18 protein-coding genes and 1 pseudogene are annotated in these 17021 nt (G+C 72.0%); 6 read left to right on the forward strand and 13 right to left on the reverse strand.

The features are described 5' to 3' along the window. The first annotated feature begins 205 nt into the window (after positions 1–205). Positions 206–1216: a phosphatase PAP2 family protein gene (locus AB0903_RS21045; RefSeq protein WP_366704908.1), complete on the forward strand. Its 1011-nt coding sequence runs from the start codon at positions 206–208 to the stop codon at positions 1214–1216. Between the two features lie 156 nt (positions 1217–1372). On the opposite strand, the gene AB0903_RS21050 is transcribed toward AB0903_RS21045, so the two are convergent. The 3 genes from AB0903_RS21050 to AB0903_RS21060 all read right to left on the reverse strand — a co-directional run bounded on the left by AB0903_RS21050 (position 1373) and on the right by AB0903_RS21060 (position 4231). Then, complete coding sequence (locus AB0903_RS21050; RefSeq protein ID WP_366704910.1) at positions 1373–1588, reverse strand: I78 family peptidase inhibitor; 216 nt, start codon at positions 1586–1588, stop codon at positions 1373–1375. Positions 1589–1880: 292 nt separating this feature from the next. Next, entirely contained in the window at positions 1881–2852 is a 972-nt protein-coding gene (locus tag AB0903_RS21055; RefSeq protein WP_366704912.1) for a YafY family protein, read from the reverse strand. Between the two features lie 80 nt (positions 2853–2932). Then, entirely contained in the window at positions 2933–4231 is a 1299-nt protein-coding gene (locus tag AB0903_RS21060) for a glycosyltransferase family 4 protein (RefSeq protein ID WP_366704914.1), read from the reverse strand. 403 nt (positions 4232–4634) lie between these two features. On the opposite strand from AB0903_RS21060, the gene AB0903_RS21065 reads away from it, so the two are divergent. Then, complete coding sequence (locus tag AB0903_RS21065; protein ID WP_366704916.1) at positions 4635–5414, forward strand: hypothetical protein; 780 nt, start codon at positions 4635–4637, stop codon at positions 5412–5414. A gap of 308 nt (positions 5415–5722) precedes the next feature. After that, the gene (locus AB0903_RS21070; RefSeq protein WP_366704918.1) at positions 5723–6064 is read left to right on the forward strand and encodes a hypothetical protein; all 342 of its coding nucleotides are present in this window, start codon (positions 5723–5725) and stop codon (positions 6062–6064) included. A gap of 74 nt (positions 6065–6138) precedes the next feature. Here the strand turns inward: AB0903_RS21070 and der are convergent, their stop codons facing one another. From der to aroH, 5 genes and pseudogenes are all read right to left on the reverse strand, one after another. Next, on the reverse strand, positions 6139–7587 hold the full coding sequence (gene der, locus AB0903_RS21075) for a ribosome biogenesis GTPase Der (RefSeq protein WP_366704920.1): 1449 nt from the start codon (positions 7585–7587) through the stop codon (positions 6139–6141). A gap of 58 nt (positions 7588–7645) precedes the next feature. Beyond that, positions 7646–8233, reverse strand: a complete 588-nt coding sequence (locus tag AB0903_RS21080) for a lysophospholipid acyltransferase family protein (RefSeq protein ID WP_366704947.1) — start codon at positions 8231–8233, stop codon at positions 7646–7648. 302 nt (positions 8234–8535) lie between these two features. Then, positions 8536–9207: pseudogene (gene cmk, locus AB0903_RS21085) on the reverse strand ((d)CMP kinase); the annotation flags it as partial. Between the two features lie 133 nt (positions 9208–9340). Then, complete coding sequence (locus AB0903_RS21090; RefSeq protein ID WP_366704922.1) at positions 9341–10426, reverse strand: prephenate dehydrogenase; 1086 nt, start codon at positions 10424–10426, stop codon at positions 9341–9343. After that, positions 10423–10785 (reverse strand): chorismate mutase, encoded by a 363-nt coding sequence (gene aroH, locus AB0903_RS21095; protein WP_366704924.1) that lies wholly within the window; start codon positions 10783–10785, stop codon positions 10423–10425. The genes AB0903_RS21090 and aroH overlap by 4 nt, the downstream gene beginning before the upstream one ends. 126 nt (positions 10786–10911) lie before the next feature. Between aroH and AB0903_RS21100 the strand changes: the two genes are divergently transcribed. The 3 genes from AB0903_RS21100 (at position 10912) to AB0903_RS21110 (ending at position 12557) form a co-directional block, all read left to right on the forward strand. Further along, positions 10912–11235: a DUF952 domain-containing protein gene (locus AB0903_RS21100; protein ID WP_366704926.1), complete on the forward strand. Its 324-nt coding sequence runs from the start codon at positions 10912–10914 to the stop codon at positions 11233–11235. Positions 11236–11408: 173 nt separating this feature from the next. After that, positions 11409–11846: a Rieske (2Fe-2S) protein gene (locus tag AB0903_RS21105; protein ID WP_366704928.1), complete on the forward strand. Its 438-nt coding sequence runs from the start codon at positions 11409–11411 to the stop codon at positions 11844–11846. Positions 11847–11876: 30 nt separating this feature from the next. Beyond that, on the forward strand, positions 11877–12557 hold the full coding sequence (locus AB0903_RS21110; RefSeq protein ID WP_366704930.1) for a nucleotidyltransferase domain-containing protein: 681 nt from the start codon (positions 11877–11879) through the stop codon (positions 12555–12557). Between the two features lie 14 nt (positions 12558–12571). Here AB0903_RS21110 and AB0903_RS21115 read toward each other — a convergent pair whose 3' ends face one another. The 5 genes from AB0903_RS21115 to pnuC are packed head-to-tail and all read right to left on the reverse strand — an operon-like array spanning position 12572 to position 16834. Then, positions 12572–13357 (reverse strand): nucleotidyltransferase domain-containing protein, encoded by a 786-nt coding sequence (locus AB0903_RS21115; protein ID WP_366704932.1) that lies wholly within the window; start codon positions 13355–13357, stop codon positions 12572–12574. 3 nt (positions 13358–13360) lie between these two features. Then, positions 13361–14392 carry an ADP-ribosylglycohydrolase family protein gene (locus AB0903_RS21120; protein WP_366704934.1) on the reverse strand — a complete coding sequence of 344 codons (1032 nt, stop codon included), beginning with the start codon at positions 14390–14392 and terminating at the stop codon, positions 13361–13363. Further along, positions 14389–15126 (reverse strand): NUDIX domain-containing protein, encoded by a 738-nt coding sequence (locus tag AB0903_RS21125; protein WP_366704936.1) that lies wholly within the window; start codon positions 15124–15126, stop codon positions 14389–14391. The genes AB0903_RS21120 and AB0903_RS21125 overlap by 4 nt, the downstream gene beginning before the upstream one ends. Then, the gene (locus AB0903_RS21130) at positions 15123–16193 is read right to left on the reverse strand and encodes an AAA family ATPase (protein WP_366704937.1); all 1071 of its coding nucleotides are present in this window, start codon (positions 16191–16193) and stop codon (positions 15123–15125) included. The genes AB0903_RS21125 and AB0903_RS21130 overlap by 4 nt, the downstream gene beginning before the upstream one ends. Further along, complete coding sequence (pnuC, locus tag AB0903_RS21135; protein WP_366704938.1) at positions 16190–16834, reverse strand: nicotinamide riboside transporter PnuC; 645 nt, start codon at positions 16832–16834, stop codon at positions 16190–16192. Before pnuC ends, AB0903_RS21130 begins: the two co-directional genes overlap by 4 nt. Positions 16835–17021: the final 187 nt, after the last annotated feature.

Here is a 17021-nt window from a genome sequence, read left to right on the forward strand (position 1 = left end):
CCGCACGGGATCCCGGTGAACCATTCACGATCCGCGGAAGGAAGCCTTCCGTGAGGACCGTCCGACAAATACGGGAAGCAGGCCACCGGCTTTTCCTGACGGCCCGCGAATGAAACTGGACCTGAGACAAACTCCACATCACATAGGCATCACGAAGAGAGTGGATCGACCTGACCACACACTCACTCGCTGTAACGTCGATTAGGTGCGTACCGACTTCTTTGCCCGGCTGGACCGGGAGCCGGAACCGCCGAAGACAGAGATCCCGCGGATGAGCCGCACGCGTCTCACCCTCTTCGGCGGGACGTCGGCGTTCTATCTGGCCATCGTCGTCGCCGTGCTGGCGTCGACGTGGCTCGTGGCCCTCGACTGGAAGCTGATGCTCTTCCGGCCCTACGAGCAGTGGCCGGAGCAGCACGCCTTTCTCGACTACTTCGTGGTGCTCGGCCAGCGCGGTCCGACGGCCGTCATGGTCGCGGCATGGCTGGGCTGGCGCTCCTGGCGCCAGCACACCCTGCGCCCACTGCTCGTCCTCGGCGCGGCCCTGCTGCTGCTGAACGTCACGGTGGGCGCGGTCAAGATCGGACTCGGCCGGCTCGGCCCCCACTACGCGACGCAGATCGGCTCCGCCGAGCTCTTCGCGGGCGGCGATATATTTCCCTCCGGACACACCGCCAACGCCGTCGTGACCTGGGGAATCCTGGCCTATCTGGCCACCACCCCGAGGGCCCGGCGCTATCTGTCGGCACTCTCCGCCGTGGTCTCGCTGGGTGTCGGACTGACCACCGTGTACCTCGGTACGCACTGGCTGAGCGATGTGCTGCTCGGCTGGGCGGCGGGACTGCTGATCCTCCTCGGTCTCCCCTGGTGCGAGCCGCTGATCCACCGCGCGGAGGCATGGATCCTCGGAGTGCGCGAGCAGTGGCGGGCACGCCGGGCCCCGGCGCGTTCGCTGCCCGTCGCGACGGGCGGACCGCGTCTCGGGACGGCGACGTTCCGACGGCACGACGCGGACCCCTCCCAGCCGGACGGCCAGGGACGTGAGCCGGTGACGACCGGCGGCAGCGCGGCCGCACGGCCGACGGCGGGTTCCCCGAGCGGCCCGACGGCCACCATCAGGACGACCGCGCACGACAGGGCGCGGGTGCACGCACGCTCGGAGCGGGCTCAGGTGACTCGTCGGGGAGCAGACGCCCTCCCCGTCCGCGGCCGCTGACGGGCGGCTGAGCGGGGGCGGGGCCTCCGCGGAGGGCGCGAGACGGACACCGGAAGACCCGGTACTCGTTCGAGTACCGGGCCTTCCGGTGCCTCCGGCCGGCTCGTGTGTCCGGCCGTCACGTTCCTGTGGCCGGCGCGCACGCCTCTTGTGGACTCAGCCCTTCCAGCAGCGGATGACCGAGCCGTCCTTGACCTCGAAGTTCAGCCGGCCCGCGACGTACTCCATCGTGATGATCGAGCCGGGCGGCAGCGCTCTGACGGTCGACCAGCCCCGCTCACGGGCCTGCTGCTCGGCTTCGGCGGCGTCGAGGCCGACGTACGACTCCGGGGCGTCGTCGGGCTGTACGGGAGGGGTCGGTATGGGTGCCATGCATCCCACCGTAGGCGGCAGCGGACGGTGACGGAAGCGGGGCGGGGGCCGCTCCCAGCAGTCCCGTATACCTCACCGGTCACGCTTCTGTCACAGGACATCGACACATGTTCCGTTCGAACTCGTTCACCCGAACGGGCTCTGCCGCGGCGTTCGTGCACCATTCGGAGTACCGCGGCCCATCAAGGAGAATTGCATTCCGCACCTTTCTCGAATTCATGACCGGGCCCGGCTCGCGGAATAATTCACACAAGCCGAGGAATCCACCGTTCTTTCACAGAACCCACCCGATTCACGGGCTTTCCCCGGGCAGGGCGCGGGACAGCCGGTCGCGAAGCGCCCGGATGTGCTCGGCGAGCTCCGGCGGCTCGACGACCTCGAAGTCGACGCCCATGAGCATCACGTGGATCACCAGTACGTCCAGGCTCGCCGCCCCGGTCCGCAGCAGGCACCGGTCGTCGTCGACCGCCTCCAGCACCCCGTCGGACGGGCCGACGAACTCGGCCGCGCGCTCGGCGGAGGTGTGCAGCCTGACGACCGCACGGGCCGGGTACGCATGGGTGGAGACGCCCCGGGAGACATAGGCCGCGAGATCGTCCGCAGGGGGCGTGCGCGGCACGAAGCGGGGCCCGTGCGGGGGCCTGGGAACGACCCGGTCGGCACGGAAGGTGCGCCAGCCCTCGCGCTCGACGTCCCAGGCGACGAGGTACCAGCGGCGCTCCGTGCACACCAGCCGATGCGGCTCGACGGTGCGGCGGGTGGCCGAGCCGCCGTGGTCGCGGTACTCGAAACGCAGCCGCTCGCTGTCCCGGCAGGCGTTCGCCAGCTGTGTCAGCACAGCGGCGTCCACCGTCGAACGCTGCTGTCCGCGCAGCATCGGAACGGTGAAGGAGTTGAGTGCGCCCACCCGCCGCCGCAGCCGGTCCGGCAGCACCTGCTCCAGCTTGGCCAGGGCGCGTACGGACGTCTCGCCGATGCCTTCGATGCCCTGGCCCGCCGCCGTGCGCAGGCCGACGGCCACCGCCACGGCCTCCTCGTCGTCCAGGAGCAGCGGCGGCAGCTCGGCGCCCGCGCCCAGCCGGTAGCCGCCGCCGGTGCCCGGGCTGGCGTTGACCGGGTACCCGAGCTCGCGCAGCCGGTCCACGTCCCTGCGGACGGTGCGCGCGGTGACACCGAGCCGGTCGGCCAGGTCGGCGCCGGACCATTCACGGTGCGCCTGCAGGAGGGAGAGCAGACGCAGCAGTCGTGCCGAGGTTTCCACCATGGGAGGGAGTCTGCCAGCGGTCGAGGACAGCTACGGTCCTCGATGAGGGCGCCCGGCGGCCGGTCAGCCGGGGTTGGGCGTCATGAGCCGGTTCGGGACGTCTTCCTCGCGCCCCGGACCGCGTCCGCGGCGGCATGGCGCAGTGAGTACGCCGTGTCGTACAGCGCACTGCGGCCCCGGTGCAGCGCCTCGCTCAGTACGAGGCGTGAGCGCCCGCCACCGCCCCGCTCGACCAGCTCGGTGAACAGCGCCTCGTGGCGCGCGGCGATCAGGACCGGGTCGAACCGGGCCGAGGCGGCCAGTGCCGCTCGGCCGGTGCGCTGCCGCAGTCCGTCGTCGCCGATCAGCTCCAGCAGCGCGTCGGCGATCGCGTCGACGTCACCGACCGGGACCAGCCGGCCGTCGACCCCGTCCTCGATGATCTCGCGGGGTCCGTTCGGGCAGTCGGTGGAGACGACCGGCAGTCCGCAGCGCATCGCCTCGACGATGGTCATGCCGAAGGACTCCAGGCTGGAGGTGACGGCCGCGATCGAGCCCTTGACCCATTCCGCCTCCAGCGGGTTCGCGGGCCCCATGAGGAAGACGTGGTCGCGGAGTCCGCGTTCGTCGATGAGGGCGCTCAGCGCCTGCTTCTCGTTGCCCGTCGCGTCCCCGCTGCCGTAGATCCGCAGCCGCCAGTCGGGGCGGACGGCGACCACCTTGGAGAATGCCTTGACGAGCAGGTCGTACCGCTTGACGCGAGTGAGACGACCGGCGGCGACGACCCACTTGGCCGTGCCGTCCGCGGGAGCGACGGCGGGCGCCGGCACGCTGTTGGGCACCGCCTCTATGCGTACGCCGGGCAGCTTCATCCGCTCGCGGTAGGCGCGGGCGTCCGCCTCCGTGACGGTGGTGATCGCGTCGAGCACGGTGTAGCGGTGGGCGATCTCGCGGCGCAGCCGGTATCCGTGGCTGTCGAGCGTCAGATGCTCCTGGCCCACCCGCACCACGCCCCGCCGGGTCTGGCGGGCGATGTGGACGTTGAGGCCCGGGCGGGTACCGATGACCATGTCGGCGTCGAGGGAGCCCAGATGGGCGCCGATCCGGGCGTCGGTGAGCCGGCTGTACTGCTTGTGCCGGCCGTCCCCGCGCGGGAAGACCTTCGCCGGCCGCTCGGCCAGCGGGTCGCCCCCGTCGTAGCCGGGGCTCTTCTTCCGCAGGTCGACCAGATGCTTCATGGTGACGCCGGCGGGAGCGCCCATGACCGGCTCGTCGCGGTGGCGGAAGACGGAGACGATCTCGACGTCGTGCCGTTCGGCGAGCGAGCGGGCGAGGTTGAACGTCGTCCTGATCGTCCCGCCGATGCCATAGGCGTTGTGGAGCAGAAATGAAATGCGCATGCGGTACCGCGTCCCCCGTGGCCTTGCGATCCTCCTGGTCGGGAGGTTTCCTCCTGGTCGGGAGGTCTGCCCACGACTCTACTCGGCTGCCGAGAGCGGTACGGATCGACTGACACCGCGGCGGTTGTGGTTCATCTCACCGCACGGGACGACCCGAGTTGCGGCCGTCCCGCCGAGGAGCAACGGACGTACGGACGCGGCACGTTGCGGCCGTCCCGGCGCGGCATCGGGAAGGGCTGACGGCACAGCGCGGGACCGCTGATCCGGCCGTCGAGGGGGCGCGGGGCGGCACCGTCCGCTTCGATTCGTTGCCTCTGGGGGCGTGACTCCCGCGACGCATCGCCCGTTGAACCTTCGAGCCGGGACCCGCCCGGCACACCTGATCAAGTCCGAGGAGCCACCCGTGCCGCGCATGCTCGACGTCAGCGAGGACGTACGCGCCGAGATCGGCGACGAAGAAGCCGACCGGCTGCTCGCCGGCCTGAACGCCCCGGGCAGCTACGACTGCACCTCCTGCCGCACCCCGGGCGACTCCGAGCAGGAGCGGACCAGCACCGTGCTGTTCGTCGGCGACGAGACCGCCGTTCTCGCCTTCGCCCATGCCACCTGCATCCCGTCGCAGGTCGTGCAGGTCGCGGAGGACCAGCTGCAGGGCGCCGTCCGTTCCATCACCGGTGAGGAGCCGAGGATCCCGGGTGCCGCTCCCCGGCAGGCCGTGCTCGGTGTCACCAGCGGTCTCATCCTCATCGACGGCGACGTGTACCCGGCCCTCGTCGTGGAGCCGACCGCACCGATCGCCCGCCCGGGCACGGACGGCAGCGGCGGCGACGACTTCCTGCCGCTCCTGATCGAGCAGGGCTTCCTGCCCGTCACCGATGTCAACCAGCACCCCTCCCAGCTGCCCGGCTGGTCGGTGCTGCTCGCCATGGGCCAGCTGCACGCCGTCCTCCAGCCCGGTACGGGCGGCGGCAACGCGGTCGCCTGGTGGCAGGCGCACCAGCCGCTCCAGGTCACGGAGGGCTGGCGGACCGCCGTCAACAAGACGCAGACCGTCCTGGTGTACGCCGCCCCGGTGGGCTCGATCGGCCAGCAGCCGCGCGAGGACCTGCTGCGCGACGCGCTGGAGAAGGCGGCGGCCGGCGGCCTCCTCGTCGCGGCGGCGATGCCCCTCGCGGGCACCTGAGCCACCCCGGAGGCGTACCGCCCACGCGGCCGTACGCCCTACGCCCCGGGCCACAGGGGTGCCCGCCGCGACCGGCCCGGCAGGCACAGGACGTACGCCGGGGGCCGCTCCCCTGCCCCGGCGTACGTCCGCGTGTGCCGGTGCGCCCGCGTACGTCGAGGCGGCTACGGAGCAGGGCGTGCCTCCGGTGCCGTCCCCCGGAAGAATGCAGCTCGCCGCAGCCCGCATCCGCGAAGGGGCGGCGTCGTTGCAGGTACGTGCACTCATACGACCCCTCCCCCCAGCCGTTCCAGAGTCAGATCCCTTCCATGCGTCCCTCCCGCGACCGATCGCCCGGCCGCTCGGCCACGCCGATCTACGACGCGCTGTACTCCGAGTACCTCAGGGCGTTCCGCACGTTGCCGGGTGACCGCAGCGGGGAGGAGGACCTGGACTTCAGGGGGTTCGGGACGGGAATGCACAGCGGCCGTGGCGGCTTCTTCGGCTATGGGGGCCACACCCCGCAGGCGCACGGCCACCCTGGGCAGACCGGACACACCGGCCAGTCGAACCACCTCGCCCAGCAGAGCGGCTGGCACCCGCACCAGACCGGCCGGCACGCCGCCCACCAGCCCGCGGCGCTGCCACCGGCCCCCCGCAAGGGGCTCTGACCCGCACAGCACGACACCGCTGCCCCCGGACCGCGAAGGCGGTCCGGGGGCAGCGGTGTCGACGGCCCGGTGGCCTACTTCTTGCGGCCCCGCTTCTCGCGCACCCGCATGGAGATGTGGATCGGGGTCCCCTCGAAGCCGAACTCCTCGCGCAACCGGCGCTCGACGAAGCGGCGGTAGCCGTGCTCGAGGAAGCCGGAGGCGAACAGGACGAACCGCGGCGGCTTGGTGCCGGCCTGCGTGCCGAACAGGATGCGCGGCTGCTTGCCGCCCCTGATCGGGTGCGGATGGGCGGCGACGATCTCGCCGAGGAACGCGTTCAGCCGACCGGTCGGAATGCGCGTCTCCCACCCGGCGAGGGCCGTCTCGATCGCCGGGACCAGCTTCTCCATGTGCCGGCCGGTGGTCGCGGAGACATTGACCCGGGGCGCCCAGGCGACCTGCTGCATCTCGGTCTCGATCTCGCGTTCGAGGTAGTAGCGGCGCTCCTCGTCGAGGGTGTCCCACTTGTTGTAGGCGACGACGATCGCGCGGCCGGCCTCGACGGCCATGGTGACGATGCGCTGGTCCTGGACGCTGATGCTCTCGCTCGCGTCGATCAGGATGACCGCGACCTCCGCCTTCTCGACGGCGGCGGCCGTGCGCAGCGAGGCGTAGTAGTCGGCGCCCTGCTGGAGGTGGACCCGTTTGCGGATACCGGCGGTGTCGACGAACTTCCAGGTCACGCCGCCCAGTTCGATCAGCTCGTCGACCGGGTCCCGGGTGGTGCCCGCGAGCTCGTTGACGACGACGCGGTCCTCGCGGGCGACCTTGTTGAGCAGCGAGGACTTGCCGACGTTCGGACGGCCGATCAGCGCGATCCTGCGGGGGCCGCCGACCGCGGCGCCGAAGGTCTGCGCGGGGGCCTCCGGCAGGGCCTCCAGGACGGCGTCGAGCATGTCGCCCGTGCCTCGGCCGTGCAGCGAGGAGACCGGGTGCGGCTGACCGAGGCCCAGCGACCACAGGGCCGTCGCGTCGGCCTCGCCGCTCGGTCCGTCGACCTTGTTGGCACAGAGCACGACGGGCTTGCCCGCCCGGCGCAGCAGCTTGACGACGGCCTCGTCGGTGTCGGTCGCGCCGACCGTGGAGTCGACGACGAAGACGACCGCGTCGGCGGCCTCGATCGCGTACTCGGCCTGGGCGGCGACGGACGCGTCGATACCGAGGACGTCCTGCTCCCAGCCGCCGGTGTCGACGACCTTGAAGCGGCGGCCTGCCCACTCCGCCTCGTAGGTGACCCGGTCGCGAGTGACGCCCGGTTTGTCCTCGACGACCGCCTCGCGGCGGCCGATGATGCGGTTCACCAGGGTCGACTTGCCGACATTCGGGCGGCCGACGACGGCGAGGACGGGCAGCGGTCCGTGCCCGGCCTCCTCGATCGCGCCTTCGACGTCCTCGACGTCGAAGCCCTCTTCCGCGGCGAGCTCCATGAACTCCGCATACTCGGCGTCGCCGAGTGCTCCGTGGTCGTGCTGGTCGTTCATGAAGTCCGTTCCTCGTTCGTCACTGGGCCGCGTCGGCGGCCCATTACTCAAGTCTGGCTCAGCGCCCGGTCAGGCGCTTCGCGTTCTCCAGGTGGGCGGTCAGCCGCTCCTGGATGCGCACGGTCGCCTCGTCGAGCGCCTTGCGCGTACGGCACCCACTGCCGTCACCGGCCTGGAAGGCGTCCCCGAAGACCACGTCGACGCGGCTGCGCAGCGGCGGCAGCGCCTTCACCAACCGTCCGCGCCGCTCGGTGCTTCCCAGCACCGCGACCGGGACGATCGGGGCCCCGCCGCGCACCGCGAAGTAGGCCAGTCCGGCGCGCAGCGACACGAAGTCGCCCTCGCCCCGGGTGCCCTCGGGGAAGATCCCGAGGACTCCGCCGTTCTCCAGCACCCCGAGCGCGTCCGTTATGGCGGTGCGGTCGACGGTCGTACGGTCCACCTTGACCTGTCCGATCCCGGTCAGGAACGGGTCGAGGAGGCCGACGAACGCCTCCTTCTTGATCAGGAAGTGCACGGGCCGGGGCGCGGTGCCCATCACCATCGGCCCGTCGATGTTGTGCGCGTGGTTCACCGCGAGGATGACCGGACCCGCTGCCGGGAGCCGCCAGGCGCCGAGGACGCGCGGCCTCCACAGCCCGTACATCAGCCCGATCCCGATGCCCCGTCCGACGGCCGCGCCCTTCTTCGGGGGTACGGTCACCGGGCGGCCCGCTTCCCGGTACCGTCGGCCGCGCGCCGCTTCTCCTCGTTGTCGGTCGCGCTCCGCCTCGACCCCGCTTCGGCCGAGTGCCCCTCCCTCGTCCCTCGGTCAGGACCCTCAACCTGCGCCGCGTCTCGGTTCCGCCGCCCACCGTTGCCGGTCGCGCTCCGCCTCGACCCCGCTTCGGCCGAGTGCCCCTCCCTCGTCCCTCGGTCAGGACCCTCAACCTGCGCCGCGTCTCGGTTCCGCCGCTCCTCGACCAGCGTCACGACGCACTCGATCACCTGCTGGAGCGTGAGGTCCGTGGTGTCGACCTCGACCGCGTCGTCGGCCTTGGCGAGCGGGGACGTCTTGCGGCTGGAGTCGGCCGCGTCGCGCTTGATCAGCGCCTCGCGGGTGGCGGTGACGTCGGCGCCCTTGATCTCGCCGCTGCGCCGGGCGGCCCTGGCCTCGGGCGACGCGGTGAGGAAGATCTTCAGGTCGGCGTCGGGCAGCACGGTCGTGCCGATGTCCCGGCCCTCGACGACGATGCCCTTGTCGGCCGCCCTGGCGATGGAACGCTGCAGCTCGGTGATGCGGGTGCGGACCTCCGGTACGGCGCTGACCGCGCTGACCTTGGAGGTGACGTCCTGCTCACGGATGGGGCCGGAGGCGTCGAGCCCGTCGACCGTGATGGCCGGCGCCGACGGGTCGGTGCCCGACTCGATCACCGGCTTGCCCACGGCGCTCGCGATCGCGACCGGATCCGACACGTCGATACCGTTGGTGATCATCCACCAGGTGATCGCGCGGTACTGCGCGCCGGTGTCGAGATAGCTCAGCCCCAGCGCTGAGGCGACGGCCTTGGAGGTGGTCGACTTGCCCGTGCCGGAGGGTCCATCGATGGCGACGATCACGGATTCCACGGTGTCGGACACCTTCCTGGTTCGCGGGAAAGGGCATGGCAGGGTGCCGGGTCGCCCACCACAAGGTTACCGAGTGCCGACGACCACTTCTGCACCCGCGCTCCCGGGCCCCCGCCCGGCCACGCCGGGCGGGTCCGGAGGCCGCCTACTGCCGGATCGACCAGCCCCGTTCCCGCAGCGCCGCGGTGAGCAGCGGCGCCGCCGTGGGCTCGACCATCAGCTGGACAAGACCGGCCTGCTGGCCCGTCGCGTGCTCGATGCGGACGTCCTCGATGTTGACCCCGGCCCGGCCGGCGTCGGCGAAGATGCCGGCCAGTTCGCCCGGCCGGTCGCTGATCAGCACCGCGACGATCTCGTAGGCGGTGGGCGCCGTGCCGTGCTTGCCCGGTACCCGCACCCGGCCCGCGTTGCCGCGGCGCAGGACGTCCTCGATCCCCTCGGCGCCGCCCTGGCGCTTGGACTCGTCGGAGGACTGCAGGGCGCGCAGCGCGCGGACCGTCTCGTCCAGGTCCGCCGCCACCCCGGCGAGCACATCGGCCACCGGGCCGGGGTTCGCCGAGAGGATCTCCACCCACATCCGGGGGTCGGAGGCGGCGATACGGGTCACATCGCGTACGCCCTGCCCGCAGAGCCGCACGGCGGTGTCGTCGGCGTCCTCCAGCCGCGCCGCGACCATGGAGGAGATCAGCTGCGGCGTGTGGGAGACGAGGGCGACCGCCTTGTCGTGGTCGTCCGCGTCCATCACGACGGGGACGGCCCTGCAGAGGGCGACCAGCTCCAGGGCGAGGTTGAGGACCTCGGTGTCGGTGTCCCGGGTGGGGGTCAGCACCCATGGGCGGCCCTCGAAGAGGTCCGCGGTGGCGGCGAGCGGACCGGAGCGCTCCTTCCCGGCCATCGGATGCGTGCCGATGTAGGCGCTCATGTCGATGCCGAGTGCTTCGAGCTCCCGTCGCGGGCCGCCCTTGACGCTGGCCACGTCGAGGTAGCCGCGGGCGACGCCGTCGCGCATCGCGTCGGCGAGCGTGGTGGCGACGTGCGCCGGTGGCACGGCGACGACGGCGAGGTCGACGCGGCCCTCCGGCTGCTCGTCGGTGCCCGCCCCGAGCGCGGCGGCGGTGCGGGCCCGTTCCGTGTCGTGGTCGACCAGATGGACGGCGACCCCGCGTCCGGCGAGAGCCAGTGCGGCGGACGTGCCGATCAGTCCGGTTCCGATGACGAGCGCGGTCCTCACTGGGCGATGTCCTTGCGGAGGGCGGCCGCGGCGCCGAGGTACACGTGGGAGATCCCGGCCTTGGGAAGATCGGACTCGACGTGGGCGAGTACCCGTACGACGCGCGGCATGGCGCCGACGATGTCGAGTTCCTGCGCGCAGATCAGCGGTACGTCGACGATGCCGAGCTTGCGTACCGCGGCGGCCGGGAAGTCGCTGTGCAGATCCGGCGTGGCCGTGAACCAGATGCTGATCAGATCGTCGGCGACGAGGGCGTTGCGCTCCAGGACGGCGGTGAGCAGCGCGCCGACCTGCTCGTCCATGTGTGCGGCGTCGTCCCGTTCCAGCTGGACGGCTCCGCGGACCGCTCGTACCGCCACGTCGTGCTCCTTAGGTGTGCGCCTGCCCGAGTTCTTGTGTTTCAGCGTAGTCAGCGCACGGCGTCGTGGCCGTCGCGACCGCTCTGCGAGACGGCCGGGGCGGCTCGCTGCGCTACAACTGGGCGCGTGATCTTCCATGTCGTGCCCGCCGGCGAGTGGACCGCCGAGCGGGACTACGCCCCCGCCTCCCTCGCCGCCGAGGGCTTCGTCCACTGCTCCGCCGACGAGCCGTCCGCCCTCTGTGTTGTGGACGCCCGCTTCCGGGAGGTGGCGGACGTGCTGGTGCTGGTGATCGACGAGGCGCGGCTCGCGGCCGAGGTCCGCTGGGAGGGCCCCGGCGGGGCGTTCCCGCATGTGTACGGGCCGATCGGGCGTTCGGCCGTGGAGGCCGTGATGGCGGTCCACCGGGACGCCGGGGGCCGCCCGCGGCAGCTGACCCCCTGGGGCTGACGACTGCCGCCCCGGCCGTTCACCCCCTCGGGCTGACGACTGCCGCCCCGGCCGTTCGCCCCCTCGGCCCGAGGGGGCGGACATGCCGCGCCCGGTGCTACTTCTCCGCCCCTTCAAGGGCCACGATGCAGAGGACCCGAGCGGGTCGGGGGTCACGAGCCGAGGAGGGTGCCATGGACGCACGTCGACGGACGGTCCTGGCCGCAGGCGCGGCCGGAGCGGCCGCTCTGGTGGCGGGGTGCGGGGACGGAGGCGGCGGGGACGGTCCGGCGACGCCGCCGCCGACCGGGACGGAGGAGGACGGCGGCAGCCCGTCTCCCGCCGACGACGAACTCGCGAGCACCGGGGACATCCCGGTCGGCGGCGGCAAGGTGTTCGCCGACCGGAAGATCGTGGTGACGCAGCCGGAGGCCGGGGACTTCAAGGCGTTCTCCGCGGTCTGCACCCATCAGGGCTGCACGGTCGCGAACGTCTCCGACGGGACCATCAACTGCCTCTGCCACGGCAGCAGGTTCAGCATCGAGGACGCCTCGGTGGTCCGCGGTCCGGCGACCGAACCACTGCCGGCGGAACAGATCACCGTCTCCGGGGACTCGATCCGCACGGACTGACGCGGCGGGGCCTCACGTAGCCTCTCGCGCATGACCCCCGAATCACTCGTCCGCGACCACACGGTCTACTCCTGCGTCATGGGTTCGCGGGCCTTCGGGCTGGCCACCGACGGCAGCGACACCGACCGGCGCGGGGTGTACCTCGCGCCGACGCCACTGTTCTGGGGTTTCGAGAAGCCGCCCACGCACGTCGAGGGACCCGCGCCGGAGCAGTTCTCCTGGGAGCTCGAACGCTTCCTGGAGCTGGCGCTGCGTTCCAATCCGAACGTCCTTGAGTGCCTTCACTCCCCCATCGTCGAGCGCGTCGACGACACGGGCCGCGAACTGCTCGCTCTGCGCGGCGCCTTCCTCTCCCGCCGGGCGCACGAGACGTTCGTGCGGTACGCGACCGCCCAGCGCCGAAAACTGGAGGCGGACGTACGGCAGCACGGGGCGCCGCGCTGGAAGCACGCCATGCACCTGCTCAGGCTGCTCGGCAGCTGCCGTGACCTGCTGCGCACGGGCGAGCTGGTGATCGACGTCGGCACGGACCGCGAACGGCTGCTGGAGGTCAAGCGGGGCGAGATCCCGTGGGAGCGGGTGGAGTCCTGGATGGCCCGCCTCGCCTCGGAGGCCGACGCGGCGGTGGCCGCCTCCCCGCTGCCGCCCTGCCCGGACCGGGCCCGCGTGGAGGACTTCCTGATCCGCACCCGGCGGGCGTCTGCCGGATGAGGCCGACGCGGTGCTCAGTGCGCCGTGCCGTGCGCGGCCCCGGCGGCGTAGTCCAACCGCGCGCGCGTCACCAGCCGGTCCAGGTCGTCGAACGCCGACGGCTCGTCCGGCAGTCCCGTCGCCTTCTGCGCCTCCTCCAGCACCGTGTGCAGGATCTCGACGTCCGTCCGGACCCGCTCCTCGTCGTGGAGGGCGGCCGGACCGTGCTCCGCCTCTGCCTTGGCGGCGATCAGGTCCGGCAGGTAGCCGGGTGTGTCGAGTTGACCCACCAGGGTGGGCAGATGAGCCTCCACCTCACCGCTGCGCATCAGGTGGAGGCCGGTCAGCAGGGCGCGAAAGGTGTAGAGCAGCGGCTTGAGCTCGGCGGTCTTTTCGAACAACCGCCACTGGGTACGGGCGAACCCCCGGTAGTGGTGGGCGTGGTGCGACGTCAGCACGCCCGGCGCGAGCGCCACGAGTTCGGCGTGGACGTCCGTCGTCGCGACCACGAGCGGCGAGAGCAGCTGCTCCAGCACATAGCCGTTGCGCCGCAGCATCAGCCGGACGAACTTGCGCAGGTCGTGTGTGACGAGGTCCATCTCGACGCCGTCCTGCTCCCACATCCGCGTGGTCGTCTCCTCCGGTTCGCGCAGTCCGACGAGGTCGGCGAGCGGGAGGAGGTGCACGCCGCGCAGGTCCACGTCGGAGTCCCGGGACGGGAAACCGTAGAGATGCGCTCCGGAGACGGTGGCGAAGAGGATCCCGCCGGGGCGCACGGGCAGGGCCGTACGCAGGCCGGCGAGGTCGAGGGGGGCGGTCATGGATCAAGCGTCCCAGAGCGCTCCCAGCGTCACGAGCTCCCCCCGGTACTCGATCCGGTCCGCCCATGCGCTGGGCCAGGCCCTCGCCCCCAGGTGGGCGCCCGCGAAGGCGCCGGCCAGGCAGGCGATCGAGTCGGAGTCGCCCTTGGTGCAGGCGCCCCGGCGCAGCACGGTCAGCGGTTCCTCGGGGAACATCAGGAAGCACAGCAGGCCCGTTGCGAGCGCCTCCTCCGCGACCCAGCCCTCTCCGGTGGCCAGGCACGGGTCGAGCTCCGGCTCGGGTGAGCGCAGGGCTGCGGCGAGGCGCTCGAGGACTTGGAGGCAGTCGTCCCAGCCCCGGGCGATGAACGCCTCGGGCGTCGCGTCGTGCGCGTACGTCCAGAGGTCGCCGAGCCAGCGGTGCAGATAACGGCTGCGGTTCTCGTAGGCGTACGAGCGCAGCTGCCCCACCAGTCCGGTCGGCTCCGCGCCCTGCGCCAGCAGGTACACGGCCCGCGCGGTGAGGTCGCTCGCCGCCAGGGCGGTCGGGTGGCCGTGGGTGAGAGCGGCCTGCAACTGGGCCGCGCCGGAACGCTGCTCCTCGCTCAGGCCGGGCGCGAGTCCCACGGGCGCGACGCGCATGTTGGCCCCGCAGCCCTTGGAACCGATCTGGCTGGCCTGCTGCCAGGGCAGGTCGCTGTCGAGCTTCTCGCAGGCGACCAGGCAGGTACGGCCGGGGGCCCTGTTGTTGTCCGGCGAGTGGTACCAGTCGACGAACTCCTCCCGCACCGGCCGGACCAGCCTCGAGCCGACGAGCAGGCCGCGGGACATCGCGGTGCGGATACCTCGCGCCAGGGCGAGCGTCATCTGTGTGTCGTCGGTGACGATCGCCGGCGTGGGCAGTTCCATCTCCCGCCACGGCCCGCACTTGGCGAGGATGGCCGGCACGTCGTTGAACTCGGTCGGGAAGCCGAAGGCGTCGCCGAGCGCGAGGCCGGTCAGCGCCCCGGTGGCGGCCTGCTTGGTGATGGTCCCGATGCTCCTTGTGGTGGTCATTGCTGCTGCCGTCCCTCCGGTCGCAGGAGTGGTGGGTGCAGGACGGAGGCGGCTCCGGCCCGGTAGAGCGCGGCCGGTTTGCCACGGCCGCCGGTACGGCGCGGTTCGCCCTCGACGGCCTCGACGAAGCCGGGGGTGGCGAGTACCTTGCGCCGGAAGTTGGGGCGGTCGAGTTCGACGCCCCAGACGGTCTCGTACACCTGCTGCAGCTCCCCGAGCGTGAACCGGGGCGGGCAGAAGGCGGTGGCGAGACAGGTGTACTCGAGCTTGGCGCCGATGCGCTCGTGCGCGTCGGCGAGGATCCGCTCGTGGTCGAAGGCGAGAGGCGCGGCCGAGGAGACAGACGTCCAGCGGGCGTGCGCCGCGTCCCCGCCGCCGCGCGGCTCCGGCAGGTCCGGTACGAGCGCGGTGTACGCGACGGAGACGACTCGCATCCTCGGGTCGCGGTCCGGAGCGCTGTAGGTCCGCAGCTGTTCCAGGTGGAGGGCGGCCGCGGTCCGCTCCGACAGTCCGGTCTCCTCCGCCAGCTCTCGCCGGGCGGCCGTCTCCGCGGACTCCCGGGGCAGCAGGAACCCGCCGGGCAGCGCCCACGCGCCGCGGTAGGGCTCCTGCCCGCGTTCGACGAGCAGGACGTGCAGCCGGCTCTCCCTGACCGTGAAGACGGCCAGGTCGACGGTGACGGCGAACGGTTCGAAGGCGTACGGGTCGTAGCCCTCGGGGCGGGTGTCGCTCATCGTTTCTCCGGAAGTGGGGGCGCGAGGTCCCAGCCCTCGCCGATCAGTGCGTCCACCGCTGCCACGGCTGCGGCGAGCCGGTGCTCGTGCGGCCCCGTGAGTTCGACGGTGCGGCGCCCGCTACGGGCCAGTTCCTCGCGGAAGCGTCCGGTCATCCAGGGCCGCAGGTGCTCGCCGTCGCGCAGGCCGTCGTCCTCGAAGGCGACGCCTTCGTGGTCGGTCAGCAGCCACAGGTGCTGCCGGCGGGGCTCGGGGGCCACCGGGTAGGGGCCGCCGAGGTAGCGCTCGTGCCAGACGGTGGTGGCGAAGGCGTCGGTGTCGCAGAAGACGACGGGTGACCCCGCTCGCGCGGCCCGCTCCTCCAGGTCCGCCTGCCGGCGCGCGATCAGCGGGAACTCGTCGGACGTGAACGCGACCTCGTCCCAGCCCGCGCCGGGCCGCCGCCGCCGCAGCCCGGCCAGCTTGAGTCGGCTGAACTCCCGCCCGTACTCGGGCACGTAGCGGGTACGCGCCCACACTCCGCCGCGCCGCCGGTAGTGCTCGGCGAGCGCCCACGCCATCGTGGTGGTGCCGGTGGACTCGGCGCCGAGGACGACCACCCGGCGGGCGAGCGCGGCACGCACCGGTGGCTCCAGGAAGTCCCAGCAGCCGACGGGGTCCTTGCGCACGGCCGTCCCGGACACCGGGAAGACGCTCCGGTCGGGGTCGACGCAGAAGGACTCGGCGCCGAAGCGGCGGCCGAGCTCCTCCCCGTACGCCTCGGAGGTGAAGACGGCGTCCACCCGCTGTGGGACGGCGGCGCGGAAGACGGCCATGTGCGTGTCCCAGACGGCGGGGTCGTTCACATCCACCGGAATGTCGTCCACGGCGCCCACGACCCGTACGGCGGGGTGCACTTCGCGCATCCAGGCGACCCGGTCGCCGAGCGGGATCGACTCGACGGTCGCGGCGCACACGAGGACGGTGAGCCGCTCGCAGCGGTCGGCGGCGGTCCGTACGAGGTGGTGGTGGCCGGCATGCGGCGGATAGAACTTGCCGAGGACCAGGCCGTGTCCGTAGCGCCTCATACGGGCACCGCCTCACGGCGGGCGGCCAGGTCTCGCGACCAGTTCAGCAGGCCGGCGACGCACAGCGCCATGAAGCCGAGGTAGAGCAGGGACGTGAGATACAGCTCCTTGTGCGCGTACAGCGGCACATACACCACGTCGGCGGCGATCCACAGCCACCACGACTCCAGGCGCTTGCGGCACTGTCCGTACGTTGCCATCAGCGACAGGGCGGTCGTCAGCGCGTCCCAGAAAGGGACGGTGGAGTCGGTGGCGCGGTGGAGGAGGAGGGTGAGCGCGAGGGTCGCCACCACCCCCGCCGCGAGCAGCCAGGCCCATTCGGTGCGGGTGGTGCGTCGCACCGGCAGGACGGGTGAGCCCGGTCCACCCCCGTGGGTCCAGGTCCACCAGCCGTACGCGGCGAGGGTGATGAAGACGACCTGCAGGCCGGCGTCGGCGTACAGGCCCGCCTGGGTGAAGAGCAGGACGAAGAGGACGTTGTTGGCGATGCCGATCGGCCAGTTCGCGATGTGCTGGCGGGCGACGAGCCACACGCAGAGCGCGCCGCTGCCGAAGCCGAGGAACTCGGTCCAGCTCACCGGGGTGTCGAGCACGGTGAACAGCGGCTGCTGCAGGGGCTCCAGGATGTCCTCGAGACTCACACCCGCCCCCTCCCTTTAATAGTCATCATGACTATAAAGCGCGGACGGCGGTCGCCACAAGCCCGCAAGACGACCGAAGGGCCCGCAACCTGGGGCGGGTTCTAGCGATCCCCGCAACACCCTGATCTTCAGGGAGTTGCGGGGATCGTGGATTTTGAGGGCTTGAAGGTGAGGTTCTTCGAGGCGC

The organism is Streptomyces sp. NPDC048389 (genome assembly GCF_040706335.1).
Classification (GTDB): domain Bacteria; phylum Actinomycetota; class Actinomycetes; order Streptomycetales; family Streptomycetaceae; genus Streptomyces.

Coding starts and splice junctions, on each gene's coding strand:
- AB0903_RS21050 (WP_366704910.1), bottom strand. CDS start 1,588: ATGGCACCCATACCGACCCCTCCCGTACAGCCCGACGACGCCCCGGAG.
- AB0903_RS21055 (WP_366704912.1), bottom strand. CDS start 2,852: ATGGTGGAAACCTCGGCACGACTGCTGCGTCTGCTCTCCCTCCTGCAG.
- AB0903_RS21060 (WP_366704914.1), bottom strand. CDS start 4,231: ATGCGCATTTCATTTCTGCTCCACAACGCCTATGGCATCGGCGGGACG.
- AB0903_RS21070 (WP_366704918.1), top strand. CDS start 5,723: ATGCGTCCCTCCCGCGACCGATCGCCCGGCCGCTCGGCCACGCCGATC.
- der (WP_366704920.1), bottom strand. CDS start 7,587: ATGAACGACCAGCACGACCACGGAGCACTCGGCGACGCCGAGTATGCG.
- AB0903_RS21080 (WP_366704947.1), bottom strand. CDS start 8,233: ATGTACGGGCTGTGGAGGCCGCGCGTCCTCGGCGCCTGGCGGCTCCCG.
- AB0903_RS21105 (WP_366704928.1), top strand. CDS start 11,409: ATGGACGCACGTCGACGGACGGTCCTGGCCGCAGGCGCGGCCGGAGCG.
- AB0903_RS21110 (WP_366704930.1), top strand. CDS start 11,877: ATGACCCCCGAATCACTCGTCCGCGACCACACGGTCTACTCCTGCGTC.
- AB0903_RS21115 (WP_366704932.1), bottom strand. CDS start 13,357: ATGACCGCCCCCCTCGACCTCGCCGGCCTGCGTACGGCCCTGCCCGTG.
- AB0903_RS21120 (WP_366704934.1), bottom strand. CDS start 14,392: ATGACCACCACAAGGAGCATCGGGACCATCACCAAGCAGGCCGCCACC.
- AB0903_RS21125 (WP_366704936.1), bottom strand. CDS start 15,126: ATGAGCGACACCCGCCCCGAGGGCTACGACCCGTACGCCTTCGAACCG.
- AB0903_RS21130 (WP_366704937.1), bottom strand. CDS start 16,193: ATGAGGCGCTACGGACACGGCCTGGTCCTCGGCAAGTTCTATCCGCCG.